General features: G+C 43.0%; 20 protein-coding genes. 17 read left to right on the forward strand and 3 right to left on the reverse strand.

The genetic code is table 11. The annotated features are described in order from the left end of the window. Positions 1–286: 286 nt before the first annotated feature. The 6 genes from FNK51_RS06475 (at position 287) to FNK51_RS06500 (ending at position 5,719) form a co-directional block, all read left to right on the forward strand. Positions 287–1,387, forward strand: coding sequence for a DUF4097 family beta strand repeat-containing protein (locus FNK51_RS06475; RefSeq protein WP_141992808.1), 1,101 nt, complete (start codon positions 287–289; stop codon positions 1,385–1,387). Positions 1,388–1,799: 412 nt separating this feature from the next. Further along, positions 1,800–2,735 carry an HPr(Ser) kinase/phosphatase gene (hprK, locus tag FNK51_RS06480; protein WP_076368260.1) on the forward strand — a complete coding sequence of 312 codons (936 nt, stop codon included), beginning with the start codon at positions 1,800–1,802 and terminating at the stop codon, positions 2,733–2,735. A gap of 26 nt (positions 2,736–2,761) precedes the next feature. Next, positions 2,762–3,574, forward strand: a complete 813-nt coding sequence (lgt, locus tag FNK51_RS06485) for a prolipoprotein diacylglyceryl transferase (RefSeq protein WP_141992809.1) — start codon at positions 2,762–2,764, stop codon at positions 3,572–3,574. A gap of 27 nt (positions 3,575–3,601) precedes the next feature. After that, positions 3,602–4,546, forward strand: coding sequence for a nucleoside recognition domain-containing protein (locus FNK51_RS06490; RefSeq protein WP_141992810.1), 945 nt, complete (start codon positions 3,602–3,604; stop codon positions 4,544–4,546). Beyond that, complete coding sequence (ppaX, locus tag FNK51_RS06495) at positions 4,536–5,204, forward strand: pyrophosphatase PpaX (RefSeq protein ID WP_141992811.1); 669 nt, start codon at positions 4,536–4,538, stop codon at positions 5,202–5,204. Before FNK51_RS06490 ends, ppaX begins: the two co-directional genes overlap by 11 nt. Then, the gene (locus tag FNK51_RS06500) at positions 5,201–5,719 is read left to right on the forward strand and encodes an acyltransferase (protein ID WP_141992812.1); all 519 of its coding nucleotides are present in this window, start codon (positions 5,201–5,203) and stop codon (positions 5,717–5,719) included. The genes ppaX and FNK51_RS06500 overlap by 4 nt, the downstream gene beginning before the upstream one ends. A 34-nt stretch (positions 5,720–5,753) precedes the next feature. On the opposite strand, the gene FNK51_RS26415 is transcribed toward FNK51_RS06500, so the two are convergent. The 3 genes from FNK51_RS26415 to FNK51_RS06510 form a co-directional block, all read right to left on the reverse strand. Then, positions 5,754–5,897 (reverse strand): YwzD family small protein, encoded by a 144-nt coding sequence (locus FNK51_RS26415; protein ID WP_179891063.1) that lies wholly within the window; start codon positions 5,895–5,897, stop codon positions 5,754–5,756. 69 nt (positions 5,898–5,966) lie between these two features. Next, complete coding sequence (locus FNK51_RS06505) at positions 5,967–6,608, reverse strand: class D sortase (protein WP_179891062.1); 642 nt, start codon at positions 6,606–6,608, stop codon at positions 5,967–5,969. A gap of 1 nt (position 6,609) precedes the next feature. Beyond that, complete coding sequence (locus FNK51_RS06510) at positions 6,610–7,668, reverse strand: processed acidic surface protein (protein ID WP_181762199.1); 1,059 nt, start codon at positions 7,666–7,668, stop codon at positions 6,610–6,612. Between the two features lie 491 nt (positions 7,669–8,159). Between FNK51_RS06510 and FNK51_RS06515 the strand changes: the two genes are divergently transcribed. From FNK51_RS06515 to FNK51_RS06565, 11 genes are all read left to right on the forward strand, one after another. After that, positions 8,160–9,344 carry an ATP phosphoribosyltransferase regulatory subunit gene (locus FNK51_RS06515; RefSeq protein ID WP_141992814.1) on the forward strand — a complete coding sequence of 395 codons (1,185 nt, stop codon included), beginning with the start codon at positions 8,160–8,162 and terminating at the stop codon, positions 9,342–9,344. Continuing rightward, a complete protein-coding gene (hisG, locus tag FNK51_RS06520) occupies positions 9,337–9,966 on the forward strand; it encodes an ATP phosphoribosyltransferase (RefSeq protein WP_034311625.1) in 630 nt (209 codons plus the stop codon). Before FNK51_RS06515 ends, hisG begins: the two co-directional genes overlap by 8 nt. Before the next feature lie 26 nt (positions 9,967–9,992). Continuing rightward, positions 9,993–11,279, forward strand: a complete 1,287-nt coding sequence (hisD, locus tag FNK51_RS06525) for a histidinol dehydrogenase (RefSeq protein ID WP_141992815.1) — start codon at positions 9,993–9,995, stop codon at positions 11,277–11,279. Positions 11,280–11,357: 78 nt separating this feature from the next. Beyond that, on the forward strand, positions 11,358–11,945 hold the full coding sequence (gene hisB, locus FNK51_RS06530) for an imidazoleglycerol-phosphate dehydratase HisB (protein ID WP_063233950.1): 588 nt from the start codon (positions 11,358–11,360) through the stop codon (positions 11,943–11,945). Beyond that, complete coding sequence (gene hisH, locus FNK51_RS06535) at positions 11,946–12,578, forward strand: imidazole glycerol phosphate synthase subunit HisH (RefSeq protein ID WP_141992816.1); 633 nt, start codon at positions 11,946–11,948, stop codon at positions 12,576–12,578. Continuing rightward, positions 12,575–13,309, forward strand: coding sequence for a 1-(5-phosphoribosyl)-5-[(5-phosphoribosylamino)methylideneamino]imidazole-4-carboxamide isomerase (hisA, locus tag FNK51_RS06540; protein WP_141992817.1), 735 nt, complete (start codon positions 12,575–12,577; stop codon positions 13,307–13,309). The genes hisH and hisA overlap by 4 nt, the downstream gene beginning before the upstream one ends. Next, positions 13,310–14,068, forward strand: coding sequence for an imidazole glycerol phosphate synthase subunit HisF (gene hisF / locus FNK51_RS06545; RefSeq protein ID WP_098371552.1), 759 nt, complete (start codon positions 13,310–13,312; stop codon positions 14,066–14,068). Next, positions 14,065–14,721, forward strand: a complete 657-nt coding sequence (gene hisIE, locus FNK51_RS06550) for a bifunctional phosphoribosyl-AMP cyclohydrolase/phosphoribosyl-ATP diphosphatase HisIE (protein WP_098371551.1) — start codon at positions 14,065–14,067, stop codon at positions 14,719–14,721. Before hisF ends, hisIE begins: the two co-directional genes overlap by 4 nt. 529 nt (positions 14,722–15,250) lie before the next feature. Continuing rightward, a complete protein-coding gene (locus FNK51_RS06555; protein ID WP_141992818.1) occupies positions 15,251–16,753 on the forward strand; it encodes a tetratricopeptide repeat protein in 1,503 nt (500 codons plus the stop codon). Between the two features lie 103 nt (positions 16,754–16,856). Then, complete coding sequence (gene trxB, locus FNK51_RS06560) at positions 16,857–17,804, forward strand: thioredoxin-disulfide reductase (protein WP_141992819.1); 948 nt, start codon at positions 16,857–16,859, stop codon at positions 17,802–17,804. A gap of 549 nt (positions 17,805–18,353) precedes the next feature. Continuing rightward, positions 18,354–18,812, forward strand: a complete 459-nt coding sequence (locus tag FNK51_RS06565) for an NUDIX hydrolase (RefSeq protein ID WP_141992820.1) — start codon at positions 18,354–18,356, stop codon at positions 18,810–18,812. Positions 18,813–18,820: the final 8 nt, after the last annotated feature.

Raw genomic sequence — 18,820 nt, forward strand, 5'->3', positions numbered from 1 at the left:
TGGTTATTATAAAAAACTGTAGGCAAACCGGCTTTTCTTCAAGTTTATCTACAGTCTGGAACAAGCCATCAGGCTTGTTTTTTTGTAGAAAAATGACGGTGCGCATTTAATCAATCATTTGATTAAAGAATAGGAAAACAAGATATTTCCGGGGAAATCATACATCTTCCTTTTCGGAAATTGTCATTTCCCTTTGTCGAATGATGGGAAAAACGGTATTTATGAAACTTTTTAGATATCTGGGCGTATGTATGAATAAAATGATAGAAGAAAGCGAGGAATGTTCATGCAGGAGGAAAGAAAGAAAATCTTAGAAATGATTCAGGATGGAAAGTTATCAGCTGAAGAAGCCATGGGCTTATTGGAAGAATTAGATAAAGCCAGTCAGGAAAGTGAAGCTAAAGAGCAGAAATTGCAAAATGAATTATCGACGGTAGTCGTGGATAAGAAAAGCGAGGGAAGCACTCAGGATACGTTTAAGAAGAATATCCAGTCATCGAAAGAAAAGATTATTGATTTCGTTGAAAGTGCTTTTAAGAAAATCAAAGAAACGGACCTTGATTTCAATTTTGGGAAATCTGTGGAGGTCAGTCATATTTTCCAGCATGATCATGATCTCCTGAATGAAGTTGATGTGGATATAGCAAATGGGAAAATAAAAATCGCCGCATGGGACCATAATGATGTCAGGGTTGAATGCGAAGCTAAGGTATACCGTGTGGAAGATATAGAAGAAGCTAGGAAGAACTTTTTGGAAGAAGTCGATTTCACTATTGAAAATGGAAAATTGAGGTTCAAGGTTCGTGAAAAATCCATAAAGGTTGATACGATCATGTACATTCCAAGGAAGGAATATGAGGATATCCATATAAGGATGTTCAATGGCGCAATCACGACTGAATCATTGAAATCAGAGAACCTTAAAGCGAAGACGGCGAATGGTGCCATTCATATCATGCAGGTTACGGGTGATTCGTGTGAGCTTGAAACAGCTAACGGGATGATCACCATTGCGGATACCAACTTTAATGACTTGGAAGCCGAAACCCTGAATGGAGCGATTAATGCCGATGGATACTTCAAGAAATTGGATGTCCAAACTTTCAATGGGGAAATCATCTGTACGAATTCAGGGATGGATTGCGATTCGATCCATGCTAAGTCAATCACTGGAAAAGTCCAGCTTACCCTGCCAACAGGTAAGGCGATCGAAGGAGAGTTGAAATCAAATTTAGGAAGCTTTAATGTAACTTTGGAAGGGATGACCATCATCGAAGAGAAAAGTGATGTGGTTCAGAAGGTCCTTAAGTTTAAGACGGTTAAGGAAGAGGTTCCTGTGCTCCATGTTTTTGCAGAAACCAAGACGGCAGCGATAACGGTTTCCTGAAGAAAAAGAAAGCACGCTGATATAACTGGCGGGCTCTGAATGTAGGCAAACTCGGTGAAAATCGAGTTTGCCTACATTTTTTTAGGGCTTGTACAATTTGGATAGAAACTATATCTAAGGAGTTGAAGGTGTTGCTTTGGAGTTGGTTTGGGAACATCATTTGATGAAAGATACGTTTTCTGATGCCTTTTGTGTACAAAGTGAGCCCGCCAATATAAACTTGCGGGCTTTCTTAGGATTCATGTAGTTTCATCTCTTTCCTGTTCACGGAGACCTTCCCGCTTTCATAATCCGGGTGCAGTGAATAAAAAAACAATAAATCGATAATGCTTTGTTTGGTTATTAACAGAAAAATGCTAAAATAGAAAAAGTATCTCGAAAAATAGCAACGCTCCAAAAGGAGGAAAGATATATGGCAAAAGTCCGTACAAAGGATATAGTAGAAGCGTTCGGTCTAGAACTTATCAGTGGGGAAGAAGGAATTAACCGACCAATAGTCACGAGTGATTTATCTCGTCCCGGACTTGAAATAGCCGGTTTTTTTGATTATTATCCCGCGGATCGAGTACAGCTTTTAGGTATGACGGAGATGTCCTTTTTTAATCGGTTGAATGAACCGGAGCGAATACAGAGGATGGAAGAGTTGTGCAGGGACTTTACTCCAGGCATCATCATTACGCGTGGTCAGGAAGTGCCGATAGAATTGATCGAAGCTTCTGAGCGGGAATCCGTTCCTGTGATGAGATCTAATATGAAGACAACAAGGTTATACAGCCGTCTGACCAATTTCCTTGAAAGCAGGTTGGCACCAACTACTGCTGTTCATGGTGTATTGGTGGATATCTATGGGTTAGGGGTGTTGATCACCGGGAAAAGCGGAGTCGGTAAAAGTGAGACAGCCCTGGAATTGGTGAAACGGGGTCATCGTCTCGTAGCCGATGACTGCGTCGAAATCAGGCAGGAAGACCAAGATACGCTAGTAGGGAATGCCCCAGATTTAATCGAACATCTTCTTGAAATAAGAGGATTGGGAATCATTAATGTAATGACACTTTTTGGAGCTGGTGCAGTCCGAAGCAATAAAAAGATCTCAATTGTCATCAATCTGGAACTATGGGAAAAAAACAAGCAGTATGACCGGGTTGGTCTTGATGAAGAAAAAATGAAAATCATCGATACGGAAGTGACGAAAATTACCGTACCTGTCCGTCCAGGGCGAAATTTAGCAGTTATCATTGAAGTGGCAGCCATGAATTACCGCCTGAAACGAATGGGTGTAAATGCTGCGGAACAGTTTTCAGATCGCTTGAACCATGCCATTGCAGATCCGGAACATGATGAATTTTAAAAGGTTATAGGAAAAGAGGGGACAAAATGGAACAAGGAATACAGCCGCTGAATCCAATCGCGTTAGATCTAGGCCCCATCCAGGTACATTGGTATGGACTGATCATCGGTTTCGGTGTGTTATTGGGTCTTATTATCGCTTTGAGGGAATCAGAGCGAAGAGGTCTTGATAAGGAAATATTTACGGATATGATTTTGTTTGCTGTCCCAATCGCGATCATTAGTGCCCGTATTTATTATGTGATCTTCCAATGGGAGTACTATTCACAAAACCCGGGGGATATCATAAAAATATGGAATGGCGGAATTGCCATACATGGTGCGTTGATTGGCTCGGTGCTGACTGCCATCGTCTTTGCCAAGGTCAAGAAAGTCTCATTCTGGAAGCTGGCGGATATTGCTGCACCGAGCTTATTGTTGGGGCAGGCGATTGGCCGTTGGGGTAATTTCATGAATCAGGAAGCGCATGGGGGAGAAATAACAAGGTCATTCCTGGAAAATATGCATTTGCCTGAATTCATCATCAATCAAATGTACATAAACGGTACGTACTATCACCCGACCTTTTTGTATGAATCGATTTGGAATATCGCCGGTGTCATTATCCTCTTAAGTTTACGGAAAGTGAACTTGCGCAGGGGGGAACTATTTTTAACCTATGTAATATGGTATTCCATCGGCCGTTATTACATTGAAGGATTGCGGACGGATAGTTTGATGCTGACGGAGTCACTGCGTATCGCACAAGTGATCTCAATTGTGTTGGTAGTTGTAGCCATTGCTTTAGTGGTCTATAGAAGGGTCAGCGGGCATGCAAACAAACGATATTTAGATGCATAGGGAATATGTGTAAAGGGAGAGGGCATAGTGATAGTAGATTCGATTAAAAAGGGACTTCTTTCAGGCTTGAACACAACTTGGTCTTTGGGGAAAGTGATATTTCCAGTCACTTTGATCGTCACTGTGCTTCAATATACGCCTGTATTGCCATTCATCATTAACTTGATAGCGCCTTTGATGAATCTCATCGGTCTTCCAGGGGATGCGGCAATTCCGCTTGTGTTAGGGAATTTCCTGAATTTATACGCGGCGATCGCTGGCATATTAACACTTGATTTGACTGTGAAGGAAGTTTTTATTATCGCTATGATGCTATCTTTTTCACATAATTTATTGATCGAGTCAGGTGTGGCGATGAAAACCGGTGTCAAGCTGTGGATCATCCTAACAGTACGGATCGGGCTTGCCCTTTTATCAGCGATCGTCATCAATCTTGTCTGGCAGGGCGGATCTGAAATGGCCCAAGGAGTGGCTATTGGGGAGGCTGCAGAGATTAACGGAGCAGGTGCAATCCTCCTACATGGTGTCCTCCAAGCCCTTTCAGGAATCGGTCAGCTGACGGTCATCGTTATTCCGCTCATGGTGGCGGTTCAAATCATGAAAGATTTAAAATGGCTGGAAGCCTTCTCGAAAGCCCTGGCTCCCTTCATGAAGGTCCTGGGGATGAAGCCGAATGCTTCCATGCCTTTCGTTACAGGCCTGACTCTCGGTTTGGCATATGGGGCGGGCGTAATGATTCAAGCCGCTAAAGAAGATAATGTTTCGAAGAAGGATATGACGATTGCGTTCATCTTTTTAGTTGCCTGCCATGCTGTTGTAGAAGACACACTGATTTTTATTCCGCTGGGGATTCCAGTCTTGCCGTTGTTGCTTATTCGGCTACTCACTGCCATTGTTTTAACGATGGCCGTTGCGTATATATGGAATCGGACTGACAGGGTACAGAGAAAGGAAGCTGTATATGAACAGTAACATAACTACATTATTATTTGATCTTGATGGGACGCTGATCAATACAAATGAATTAATCATCGCCTCTTTTACGGAAACTTTAAACCACTTTTGTCCCGGAAAGTTCAATCGGGAAGATATCATTCCATTTATCGGACCGACTTTGGTCGATACTTTTTCTTCCATTGATCCAAAACTAGTGGATGAAATGATCGCTTACTATCGGGAGCATAATTGGAGGAACCATGATTTGCTTGTCACACAATTTGACGGGGTGTATGAAACCGTTCAAACGTTGAAGCAGAGCGGTTATAAATTGGCAGTCGTTACGACAAAGAAGCGTGATGTCGTCGAAAAGGGCCTGCGTTTAAGTAAACTGGATCAATTCTTTGAAGTGGTGGTCACACTGGATGAAGTAGAAAAGGCAAAGCCGGACCCAGAGCCTTTGGTAAAAGCTTTAAATCAACTCGGTTCGGTTCCTGAAGAAGCGATCATGATTGGCGACAGTTATCATGATATTATGGGCGGTAAAAATACAGGTACAAAAACGGCAGGGGTCTCATGGTCCATTAAAGGCCGTGAATTCTTGGAAAGTTATCACCCTGATTATATGCTTGAGCAGATGGCGGATATATTGAATATCGTTGAGGTTGAAAAACTCACGGAGGCTAGAAAATGAGACGCACGTCCCGCTATCCAGTTGAAGGGGCTAATTCACTATGGCATGTATATAAGACCGTTCCATTCTGGAAAGTCGTAAAGAATTTTGTGGTGATACAGCTAGCGCGTTATACGCCTTTTCTGGGCATGAAGAATTGGCTATACAAGACTTTTTTACATATGAAAGTAGGAAAGCATACTTCGTTTGCCTTAATGGTCATGCCGGATGTGATGTTTCCGGAAAAAATATCGGTTGGAATGAATACTGTCATTGGCTATAATACGACGATCCTTGCTCATGAATATTTGATTCATGAATATCGTTTAGGAGCTGTAGTCATTGGTGATGAAGTGTTGATTGGAGCCAATTCGACCATTCTTCCAGGACTTTCAATTGGTAATGGGGCGATTGTCTCTGCGGGGACGCTTGTCCATAAGGATGTTCCGGAGGGAGCCTTCGTCGGGGGAAATCCAATGAAAATCATATATACCAAAGAGGAAATGCTTGAGAGAGATCAGCAAACTTCCTTATGAAAAAGGACTTGCCCATATATGTGGCAAGTCCTTTTTAATGGCATTTTGGGTATAACGGAGTCAGTTCACTCTTTAGATGCTCTATCACTTCGTTGATTGATACATTTTCCTGGTTCACCGTTGCTTCATACGTTTCTTTTAAAATTTGAAAAAACCTTTGCTGTGCCTGTTCATCCATGTTGAGCTGTCCTCCTATCATCTATTAAAGATTTATGAAGAGGGGGCAGAATAACTTCAGCCCCGCATCTCATTTACCTATCTCCGATTTTAATAAATCGGCAACCAATACGTATCGTTCCGGTGCACTACCAATATATGAAAAAGGATAGCAGGTTGTTACTGTAAGTGTGGCTTTAGGCTTGGGAACGATCACGGTACGGTCATCTGCATCGACGATACGAACCTTCCTCACTTTATATGTAAACGTACCGGCTTCTGTCTTGGCAATCAGCAAGTCACCTTCGCCGACTTCACCTAAATCTCTGAAAATTGTATCTCGGTGACCGGATAAAACGGAATTATCCTTTTCACCGGGGAGGACGGACCCCGCATAATGACCGACGCCCTTTTCGAGTTCATCTTCGTCCGTTCCGTGATAAATTGGAAGTGTTGCCTCGATTTTTGGAATATAAAGCTCACCCATCAAATCACCTGTCTCCGGTCGTTCTTCATATAGTTCAAGCCCAACGGGAATATCAGCTTTCGTCTTCGGTTCGGGTAGCTTAGCCGTCGCTTCCAGTGTGTCAGATTTATTCCATTTATATAGGGCATAGCCTTTTAACAGCGTATAGGCATTTGTCGTTGTAAAATAAAAACCTAAGGTTAAAATGCAAACAGCAGTGATAAGTAACGTTTTTTTCTTATGCTTGGATTGCCTATTTTTGCTCATCTTAATTAGTGAATCTCGCTTTTCTGATTAATCCGAAAGCGATACCCATCAACATTAAACCGATTAAAGCACCGAATAAGTAATTACCAGCCGTTTTAGGAAGCACTCCGCCTTTTTCCGTTTTATGTTCAGGTTTTGTGGGTTTTTTCTTTTCTTTTTTTACCTCAACCACTTTAGAAATGACCTCAGTGGACTGTTTAATGTCATTACCGGTTTCTTTCACTAAATCTGAACCGATCATTTCACCTGTCAATGTAAAATCTAGCAAAAAATTGCCGTTTAAATCATAAATGGAAACTAGTAAACTAGCATTCGTCAATTCCTTAAGCTGGAATAAAGCCTCAAGGGATAGGTTTGTCGTGACACCATCCTGAATTAAGGCGAATTTGAATTGAATTTGCAGCAAGCTTTGAAGATCATTATATATAGAAAGCAATTCTGCCACTTGTTCAGCAGATAATTCATCAATTGTTTCAAAATACTCGAGTTGATCCATCCGATCGGAGATCGCCATTAAACGAGCTTCAAAAGAAGGGTCTTCGACGATAGGTAAAAGGTGGTTCATGAATCTGTCCAGCTCTTCGTCTGTAAGGCCAATCTCAGTAAAGAGACCATCCATTAAATCGATGATCTCTTCATCATCATATTCCATCTCTTCCTCATCATAATCCATTTCTAAATCGATGATATCCTCAATGTCGTAAATGAAATGGAAGGTATCGATGATGGAATCCCCCTCTTCCAGTTCACCGTATTCTATTAATAATTCCTTAAGTTCAGCTTCTGTCATTTCATATTGTTTAAGTAGATTCTGTATGGTCTCAGGAGTGACGGTCGGTCCTAATGTATCACGCAACTCTTCTACCGATTTCAGTTCATTCAATGATAAGTCGTAATAGGATAAATACTCTTCCAATTCTTCTTGCGTCATTCTAACTTCAGAAAGGTATGCATTAAGCTCATCCTGGTTGATCTTAGTTGCCGCAAAAGCCTTCGTTCCGCTTAAACCCAGTGAAAAAAGAACGATAAGTGCCACAAAAAATGAAAAAAATTTCTTCACTCCCATTTCCCCCTAAAATTTTATAATATTACCAAACTCCTAAATATTATAAAACAGCTAAACCAAAAGGTATACATTAATAACAATGAATGGCTAAAGATAGTAAGAAATATTCGGGTAAAAAGGTACAACTCTTTCCATTTGGACTTAAACCGATCATGAAGAATATCCAACACCGCCGTTGTATTGAAGTAATGGAATTAGGCATATTTTCCTTGACGTAAGGTGGGGGCAGGGGTAAACTATTAATAACTTCAACCTACTACCATATTAGCGAACTAAAGTGTTCTAGTAGAATATTGTGATTATTTATATTATTATGTCAGTTTATTTGATACTATTTTTATATGTTGTCCGAAATTTGGATTTAAGCGTGAAACCTTGGAAAGATAAAGGGATAAACAAAATTAGGAATGGGTGCATCGGTTTTTGCCCATAGGCGGACCGATTGGATATAGATAGTAATCAAAATTTCAAAAGGATGTGCAGTCGTGACAAAGCCATTTATGTTTGAAAAACCATTAGGCATGAGAGATACATTGCCGGTGCTGTATGAAACGAAAGTGTCGGCCAGAAATAAAATGAGTGATGAAATCAAGAAGTGGGGATATCAATTTATTGAAACGCCTGCTTTGGAATATTATGAAACAATTGGCGATGCTTCGGCAATCTTGGATCAACAGTTGTTTAAACTTCTTGATTCCCAGGGGCATACGCTCGTACTCCGTCCCGAGATGACAGCTCCCATTGCACGGGTCGCAGCATCCAAACTGTTAAAACAGCAAATTCCGCTTCGCCTGGCCTATTCCGCGAATGTATACCGCGCACAGCAGCGTGAAGGAGGCAGGCCGGCAGAATTCGAACAGATTGGCATTGAATGCATCGGAAATAAGTCTATAAGTGCCGATGCTGAAATGATTGCCCTGCTTGCGGATGCTCTAAAGGCTGCAGGGCTTCAGGAATTTAAGATTTCCATTGGACATATCGGATTTCTGCAAGAATTTTTCTTAAGCATTCTAGGTACGGAGGAAAGAGCCTCTATATTAAGGAAGTTTTTGTATGAAAAAAATTATGTCGGTTATCGCGAGCATGTTAAATCACTGCCGCTTTCATCCATTGATAAACAACGGCTTATCGAATTTACCTCATTAAGGGGCAGTGAAGGAACCCTGAACAAGGCGCTAGGGTTGGTTGAAAATAATAAAGGGCAAGATTCTTTGGCTGAACTGAAGGAATTGTCTGCGCAGCTGAAAGAATTTGACGTTGAACAATATGTGAGCTTCGACTTAACATTGGTCAGTCATATGAGTTATTACACGGGAACTTTATTTGAAGTGTATGCCGGGCAAGTGGGTTCGCCAATCGGCAATGGCGGCCGGTATGATAATCTGCTTGCGAAGTTCGGCTGGAATGCTTCGGCCACAGGTTTTGCAATCCGGGTGGATCGTCTTGCAGAAGCTCTTGGGGAGCCGATCCAGCCTGTCGCGCCAGAATGCATTTTATTCAGTCCCGAACGGAGATTGGAAGCAATACAATTTGCAAGAAAAAAACGCGCCGAAGGGAAAATAGTAACGATTCAAGATATTACGGTCGTCCAGAATGTCGATGCTTTTACACGGACATTTTCTGAAGTTCATTTATTCGTAGGGAATGGGGGGAATGGAAAAGATGAATAATAGCTTTTTAACGATTGCCATGCCGAAAGGGAGAATATTTGAAGAAGCGGCAGAGCTGTTAAGAAGGGCCGGTTTTCGTCTCCCTCCCGAGTTTGATGATTCCCGGAAATTGATCCTTGAAGTGGAAGAGGAGAATCTGCGGTTCATTTTAGCAAAACCGATGGATGTCGTAACATATGTGGAACACGGTGTCGCTGACATTGGAATTGCAGGGAAGGATGTCATGTTAGAAGAAGAACGTGATGTCTATGAGTTACTTGATTTGAAAATCAGTGCCTGCTACTTGGCTGTAGCTGGATTGCCTGGTACGAAAATAAGTGACATCGCCCCCAAAATAGCCAGTAAATACCCGAACGTTGCTTCCAGTTATTTTCGCGAGCAGGGGGAGCAAGTTGAGATTATAAAGTTGAATGGGTCAATTGAGTTAGCACCGTTAATCGGTTTAGCCGAACGAATCGTCGATATCGTTTCAACGGGGCGGACATTGAAGGAAAACGGTCTTGTGGAATATGCGAAAATTGCCAATGTGACTTCGAGGCTGGTAGCAAACCCTGTCAGCTATCGAATTAAAGAAGCAAGGATTACCGAAATCGTGGAACGGCTAGCAGAAATTATTGAATAGTAAAGAATCGCTAATGAGGTGAAGGTATGAAAATAGAACGGTTTGCTGAAGGGATTTCACTGAAACGCTCGGTTGAAGCAGGTACTGCCGATCAAAGAAAAGCGGTTCAGGATATTATTTATGATGTCAGGAAAAGCGGAAACGCCGCTTTACATACCTATACCGAACGTTTCGATGGTGTCAGTCCAGGGGAATTACTTGTATCGGAACAGGAAATGGAAGAAGCGACGGCGGCCTTAACTGCTGAGCAGCTTGATATTATTCAAGAAGCTGCAAATAATATTCGAATGTTTCACGAGAAACAAATTCGAAATTCATGGTTTACGACTGATGATACGGGAACGATGCTAGGACAAAAATTGACACCTCTTGATGCTGTAGGTGTTTATGTACCTGGAGGCACAGCTGCATATCCTTCGTCAGTATTGATGAATGTGTTGCCTGCGAAGGCCGCGGGGGTGGAACGGATCGTTATGGTTTCCCCTCCAGGAAAAGATGGGAAATTATCGCCAGCGGTTTTGGCAGCTGCCAGAATTGCCGGAGTGAAGGAAATCTATAAAGTTGGCGGGGCCCAGGCCATAGCTGCTCTCGCTTATGGGACGGAAACCATTAAGAAAGTGGATAAAATAGTGGGTCCGGGAAATATATATGTGGCGTTAGCGAAGCGTGAAGTATTCGGTGATGTTGCCATTGATATGATAGCAGGTCCAAGTGAAATAGCGATATTGGCGGATGAATCGGCCATCGCTGCAGAAGTTGCGGCAGACTTGCTATCACAGGCGGAGCATGATGCCCGAGCATGCAGTGTTTTGGTGACGACGTCAACGTCACTTGCAGAAGAAGTGGCAGCAGAAGTGACCAAGCAGGTGGCGTTACTTCCACGCCATGATATTGCTGCAGCATCCATAAGGGATTACGGACGAATCGTTGTATGCGGGAATATGGCAGAAGCTGTTGAAGCGATTAATGAACTTGCACCGGAACATTTGGAAATTGTGGCTAAAGATGCACTTGAAATCATGGCTAAAATCCGCCATGCCGGGGCAATCTTCATTGGCCGCTTTAGTTCGGAGCCCGTCGGGGATTATTTTGCAGGTCCCAACCATGTGTTGCCTACAAATGGAACTGCCCGTTTTTCCAGCCCGCTGAATGTGGATGATTTCCAAAAGAAATCGAGCGTCATCATGTATAGTGAAACAGCCTTCCGCAAAAATGCAGAAAAGATCGCAGCATTTGCCCGGATGGAAGGACTAGAGGCTCACGCCCGTGCCATTGAATCACGTGGTGTGAATGAATCCGGGGAAAAGTCCTGAATTATTAAAATAAGTGAAATCACTGATATAAAGACTTTTGACATGCTTTTACATCTTGGGAATTGAGGAGGAGTTGTAATGGAACGTTTTGCTAGTGTGGAGCGAAAGACGAATGAAACGGAAATAAGCTTGAAGTTTGGTGTGGATGGGGAAGGTAATTCCTCCATTAAGACGGGCGTTCCGTTTATGACGCATATGCTGGATTTGTTCACGAAACACGGGAAGTTTGATTTGACTGTAGATGCAAACGGGGATACAGATGTGGATGATCATCATACAACTGAAGATATTGGCATTTGCTTGGGGCAGACGTTATTGGAGGCCCTTGGAGACAAGCGCGGGATAAAGCGTTACGGAAATGCTTTCGTACCTATGGATGAAGCACTCGCCCAGGTTGTCATTGATTTAAGCAATCGTCCGCACCTGGAGTTCCGGGCTGAATTTCCTTCGCAAAAGGTCGGTACTTTCGATACTGAACTGGTGCACGAGTTTCTTTGGAAGTTCGCTCTTGAAGCCAGGATGAATCTGCATGTAGTCGTTCATTACGGACACAACACACACCATATGATCGAAGCAATATTCAAAGCGCTTGGACGTGCATTGGATGAAGCTACGACCATCGATCCACGTGTCAAAGGCATCCCTTCGACGAAAGGAATGTTGTAAATGATCGGGATCGTCGATTATGGCATGGGGAATTTATTTTCCGTAAGCAAAGGGCTGGAGCGCCTTGGTGCCGATTCATTCATTTCCGATGACCCAAAAGAACTTTCAAAGTCGAATGGGATCATACTTCCCGGCGTTGGCTCTTTCAGGGATGCCATGAGTCTCTTGGAAAAACAAAAGCTGGATGAATTCCTGAAGGAATATGTAGCCGATGGAGGGTATCTTTTAGGCATCTGCCTAGGTATGCAGCTTCTCTTTGATGAAAGTGAGGAAAATGGACGTGCAAAAGGATTATCCCTCATCCCAGGTAAAGTCGTTCGTTTTAAAGGAGTGGATGCGAATGACCAGGTTTATAAAGTGCCGCACATGGGCTGGAATCGTCTTGAATTTAAACAGGCGTCACAAGTGAATGAGGGACTGGAAGAGGAACATGTTTATTTCGTCCATTCTTACTACGTCGATACGGATGAATCATTCGTTACCGCTTCGGCGACGTATGATGTGGAAGTGCCGGCGATCGTCGGTAAAGGGAATGTATTCGGCATGCAGTTCCATCCGGAAAAAAGCGGGAAGATGGGCATGTCACTCTTGAGAAATTATCTGTCATTAGTAGAAGGGAAGGAAGAAGCATGAGCAACTTTACTATTTACCCGGCGATTGATATGCGCGGAGGCAAATGCGTCCGCTTAATCCAGGGAGATTACAATCAGGAAACCGTTTATGGCGATTCCCCCTTCGATATGGCTAAAAGCTTTGCAGACCAAGGAGCCGATTGGATACATATGGTCGACCTTGACGGAGCTAAAGAGGGAGTGCGCATCAATGATTCATACGTAATTAAAGCTGCAAGTGAGTTAGGGGCCCGCATTCAAATCGGCGGCGGCATCCGTACGGAACAGGATATAGCCCATTACCTGGATAATGGAGTGGAACGTGTCATTCTAGGCAGCACGGCCGTTTCAGACCCTGATTTCACTAAAGATATGATTAGGAAATATGGAAGCCATATCGCAATCGGGATAGATGCGAAAGATGGCAGGGTAGCCACTCATGGTTGGCTTCAAACTTCTGGAACCCTTGCGATAGATCTTGGCAAATTACTGGCCGATGCTGGTGCAGAGACCTTTATCGTGACTGATATCGCGACGGATGGCATGCTTTCAGGTCCGAATGTGAAAGGTATATTGGCCATGGCGGAGGCAACTGGTAAAAACGTGATCGCTTCGGGAGGCATTAGTTCACTCGAAGACCTTGTCACCCTCAAAGAGTATGAAGCCCAAGGAATTGCAGGGGCAATCATTGGCAAAGCAATTTATACCAATCGCTTTACTGTAGAAGAAGCACTAGAAAAGGTGCGTGGTTAAATGCTCACTAAACGAATTATTCCATGTCTCGATGTAAAGGACGGGCGCGTAGTTAAAGGTATACAATTTGTTTCCCTTAGGGATGCTGGAGATCCGGTCGAACTTGCATCCTTTTACGACCAAGAAGGTGCCGATGAGCTTGTCTTCCTTGATATTTCCGCATCACATGAAGGCAGGGAAACGATCGTCGACGTCGTTCAAGCGGTAGCGGGCAGCTTGGCAATCCCGTTCACGGTGGGCGGCGGCATAAATTCATTGGCGGATATGAAGAAGATCTTACGAGCCGGTGCCGATAAGGTATCCTTAAATACAGCAGCCATTCTGCGCCCTGATTTAATAAATGAAGGTGCTGATTATTTTGGTTCCCAATGTATCGTTGTCGCCATAGACGCCCGATATGATGAAGAGCTTGGGTCATGGCGCGTCTATACCCACGGCGGTCGGAAACCGACTGAATGGGAAGTGATCGAGTGGGCGAAGGAAGCCGTAATCCGCGGTGCAGGTGAAATTTTATTGACAAGCATGGATTGTGACGGCGAGAAAAAAGGGTTTAATGTCGCTTTGACAAAAGCGGTATCTGAAGCCGTTTCAGTGCCGGTCATCGCCTCAGGCGGGGCTGGTAACGCCGAGCATTTCCAGGAAGCCTTCCAAGAAGGAAAAGCCGACGCAGCATTAGCCGCATCGATTTTTCATTATAAAGAAACATCCGTCAAAGAAGTCAAAGCGTTTCTCAAACAACAAGGAGTGGTTGTACGATGAATCTTGAAACTATTAAATACGACGAAAAAGGCCTGGTACCGGCAATTATTCAAGATGCAGGAACCGGCGAAGTGCTGACACTTGCTTACATGAACCAAGAATCGCTGCAATTGTCGATTGAAAAAGGTGAAACGGTCTTCTTCAGCCGTTCGCGCAATGAATTATGGCATAAAGGGGCGACCAGCGGCAATACCCAGAAAATCATCGAAATGAAGTATGACTGCGATCAAGATGCATTGGTCGTTCGGGTCGCTCCTGCAGGTCCTGCTTGCCATACAGGGGCAACAAGCTGTTTTAGTGAAACGATTTACCGAAACAGTGAAGCCGGACAAGACGTGAAGGCGAATGTGTCTTTCTTGACGGAATTGGAAAGATTGATTGAAAAAAGAAAATCGGAAATGCCTGAAGGTTCATATACTACCTACCTATTCGATAAGGGCGTTGATAAGATCCTGAAAAAAGTCGGTGAAGAAGCGGCAGAAGTGATCATTGCTGCCAAGAACCGGGATGCAGAGGAACTTTCGATGGAAAGCGCCGATCTCCTCTATCACTTATTCGTTCTTCTTCGGGAGCAGGAGTTGCCTTTCCAAGCAGTGCTTGATGTATTGAAGGCTAGACATGCCGATAAGGACGAACCGAAAGAAACCGAATGAATGGTGATTGCCCTCCGTCAATAGGAGGGCTCAGACTGAAGACAAACTCGATGAAAATCAAGTTTGTCTTCAGTTTTTTAATGGCTTGTTCAATTTGGACGTTGATTTCCGCTCAAGAAACTCGCTTTCCGCGGGCGGTCCGGGAGCCTCCTCGGTTTGTGCCTGCGGGGTTTCCCCTAGACGCGCTTTTCCCGCAGGAGTCTCGCACACCCGCTCCAATCAACTTCTGCAACGAAATTTTGGTGAAAACCATACCTGAGATTTGAAGGTGTTGCTTTGTTCGGGACCATCATTGATGAAAGAGATATTTTCCAACCCCTTTTATCTACTAACTGTGCCCTCCGTCAATAGGAGGGCTTTTTTTTGTATTTACGACTAATCCTGAATCCCCATTTGGCTAGGGATATAATCCGATTTTTTCTTAAAGAAAGCATGGTAATTACCGTTTTCCATTTTCTTGAATTGTTCGGCAAATATTCTCCAATATGTTATAATACTATGGTTAATCAACTTGTAGATGGAGGATTACATGAGTAAAGACTCTAAATTTGGCCAACAGGCAAAAATTCTAACTTTTCACCCAACAGGTGAGTATTATTTCACCAAGGGTTTAAAAGCTTATCATAGACGAGAATTACCTAAATCAAAAAAATACCTGGAACGTGCGCTGGAACTTGAACCGGCTGAACCGATGATAGCCTGTCAATTGGCAATCACCTGCTCGGAAATCGGTGAATATAATTATTCAAACAACCTATTGGAAAACATCTTGGATGTGATGGATCCCTATATGTCCGAATGTCATTACTTCCTGGCGAATAATTATGCCCACTTAGGCATGTTCAAGGAGGCTTATCGTCACGCCAGTGCTTATCTTGATAAAGAAGAAGACGGGGAGTTCAGCGATGACGCAGAGGATCTGCTTGAACTGATAACTTTTGAGTCGGATGAGTCAGAAGAAAACCCCTTTAAGCATGATGGGCTCATTACCAAACAGGAACAAGCCCGTGAGTACCTGGAATCAGGCAATTTCCCGAAGGCAATCGAAGTCCTGAAAGAAACGATTGCCGAGTACGAGGATTACTGGTCTGCTTATAATAACCTGGCACTTGCCTATTTCTATCTTGGTCAAGTAAATGAAGCTTTTGAAACACTTGATGAGGTACTGGAAAAAAGTCCGGGAAACCTGCATGCGCTTTGTAACCTTGTTGTTTTTCATCATTATCAACAGGATGAAGCGAAGGTTGAAGAGCTCATACAGATGCTGGAGAAAATTCGGCCGATGCTATCCGAACATCGTTTCAAGCTTGGAGCGACCTTCGCTTTGATCGGAAACTATGCTTCTGCATTTAAATGGCTGAAAGGACTCCAAAAGCAAGGGTTCGAGGGAGATGGAACCTTCTACTATTGGCTTACCATTTCCGCTTACCACTTAGGCCATGAACAGGCTGCCAAAAAGGCATGGAAAAAGGTCGTGGAAATGAACCCGGAAAAGGAAGGCATGGAGCCTTGGGGAGATATGAATGCAACTTCAGATGGTTTTGAACATCATTTTCCTTCTATTATAAAAAGACTGGAAAGTGAATTCATCGAAGAAAGGCTGTTTGCCATTTTCCTTCTGAAACATTCGGTTCATAAACAGAAGCTATTGAAAAATCAGGTCCTCAACCTAAACCAGAATTTCACTGATTTGGAACGTGATTATGCCGAACTTGTTCAAGTTCCTGCTAAAGATCGCCAATTAACACCGATTGATTTTGCCGATCGTACAGCTGAGTTATTATATCGGCATTTCCAACCGATACAATTAAATGAAGCTGGGCTCTATTTAATGTGGTTTTCCGTCTTCATCGAAGCGGTGAAATCCGAGCAGAAGTTAAATAATCCAGCAGGCTGGGCATCTGCTGTGGAGTACGTGTGGAATCAGCTTAAAAATGAGAAGGCGAGCAAACAGGCAATCGCAGACAAACATTTCATATCGGTGTCCACCTTATCGAAGTACGTAAAGTTGGTTGAAAACTTACTGGGATGAGCAGATATTTGGACGAAAAATTATTTGTTATATAGGATAATAGGTAGGGAACACTAACCGTAGTGAAGGTTCCATTTGTAATGGAATATGGAGGAGTGAAAACATGTCTGAAAAAATTTATGACGTTGTTATTATTGGAGCTGGTCCTGCAGGGATGACGGCGGCTGTCTATACATCACGTGCGAACCTTTCAACATTGATGTTAGAACGCGGAGTACCGGGCGGACAAATGGCCAATACTGAGGAAGTAGAAAATTATCCTGGATTTGACACAATACTCGGACCTGAACTTTCAACGAAAATGTTTGATCATGCAAAGAAATTCGGTGCAGAGTATGCCTATGGGGATGTTAAGGAAATCATTGACGGTGAAGAGTATAAAACGATCAAAGCCGGTTCCAAGGAATTCAAAGCACGTTCAATCATCATTTCATCTGGTGCCGAATACAAGAAAATCGGCGTTCCTGGCGAAAAAGAATTAGGCGGCCGCGGTGTATCGTATTGTGCAGTTTGTGATGGTGCTTTCTTCAAGCAAAAAGAACTGTTCGTTATCGGCGGCGGAGACTCTGCTGTTGAAGAGGGTGTGTACTTAACCCGTTTTGCTTCAAAAGTGACGATCGTTCACAGACGTGACGAACTTCGTGCTCAAAAGATTCTTCAAGATCGTGCATTTGCCAATGAGAAAATTAACTTCATCTGGAATCATACTTTGAAGGAAATCAATGAAAAAGGCGGCAAAGTCGGCGGTGTCACTCTAGTTTCCACTGAAAACGGAGAAGAGACAGTGATGGACGCAGACGGTGTATTCATTTATATCGGAATGCTTCCGCTAACTACACCATTTGAGAACTTGGGCATCTTGAATTCCACAGGCTATATTGAAACGAATGATCGGATGGAAACACGCGTCCCTGGTATTTTTGCTGCTGGTGACGTTCGTGAAAAAACATTGCGCCAAATCGTTACAGCTACAGGCGATGGAAGCATTGCCGCTCAATCCGCTCAGCATTTTGTTGAGGAACTTCAAGAAAAATTGCAGCCAAAGGCTTGATTTCAAGAATATACAATCGTAATTCCGTTTTAACGACGTTGTAACACGCGTGAAATAATAATTGGGTATAGTATGGGTAGAAGTTGACCCCCTTTAATTATAAACGTTTAAGGACACAGATTGAGTTTCTGTGTCTTTTTTTTGTTTTCCGGCTTTGAGACTATATCTTTTGTTCCAATTTTTAGGGTGTTTTTTAAATGGTTTTTAATGTGAAGTAAGCCAGCCCTTTGCATTTAGGCAGCGAAAGCGGAGAAGAATAGGAGTTAAGCAGGATAAAGGCTTGCCTATGTGATTCCTTGCGAATGAATATTCCCCCAATGCAGGAAGTTTACTTTATTGTTAGCTCATTTCAAAAATAGTATAATGATAAGATATACTAAACATAATCTTTCATAATGGTAAGAAGATGAAAAATACAACTTGTTTGAACTATGAGCATTTATAAATCGCTAAATGGATATCTAGCGGCGGTTTAAGGATATAAACTGAACCTCTTCAATATGGGGGGAAGGTTTCTATAGTCGAGCAGATCCAATTGAGGTGAAGAACGTGCAACGTGTCACAAACTGTGTATTGATAAAAGATAATCAAATCCTCTTATTGAAAAAGCCTAGACGCGGATGGTGGGTAGCTCCAGGCGGCAAGATGGAACCTGGGGAATCTGTACGCGATGCTTGCATTAGGGAATATCGCGAAGAAACGGGCGTTTATTTAAAAAACCCTTCCATCAAAGGTATTTTCACCTTCATTATGAAGGACGGAGATAAAGTTTTGTCAGAATGGATGATGTTCACTTTCTTTGCAACGGATTCCGATGGTGTAAATGTGGATGTTTGTGAAGAAGGGGAACTTAGCTGGCATCCGGTTGAAGATGTTAAAAAGCTGTTGATGGCTGAAGGTGATTTTCACATCCTGGACTATATGGTTCATGGAAGTGGGATCATCTATGGAACATTTACCTATACGCCTGAATTTAAGCTACTTTCTTACCGATTGGATCCAGGTTAATTTTAAAA

It is taken from the genome of Bacillus sp. B4EP4a (genome assembly GCF_006680105.1).
GTDB lineage: Bacteria > Bacillota > Bacilli > Bacillales > DSM-1321 > Peribacillus > Peribacillus simplex_E.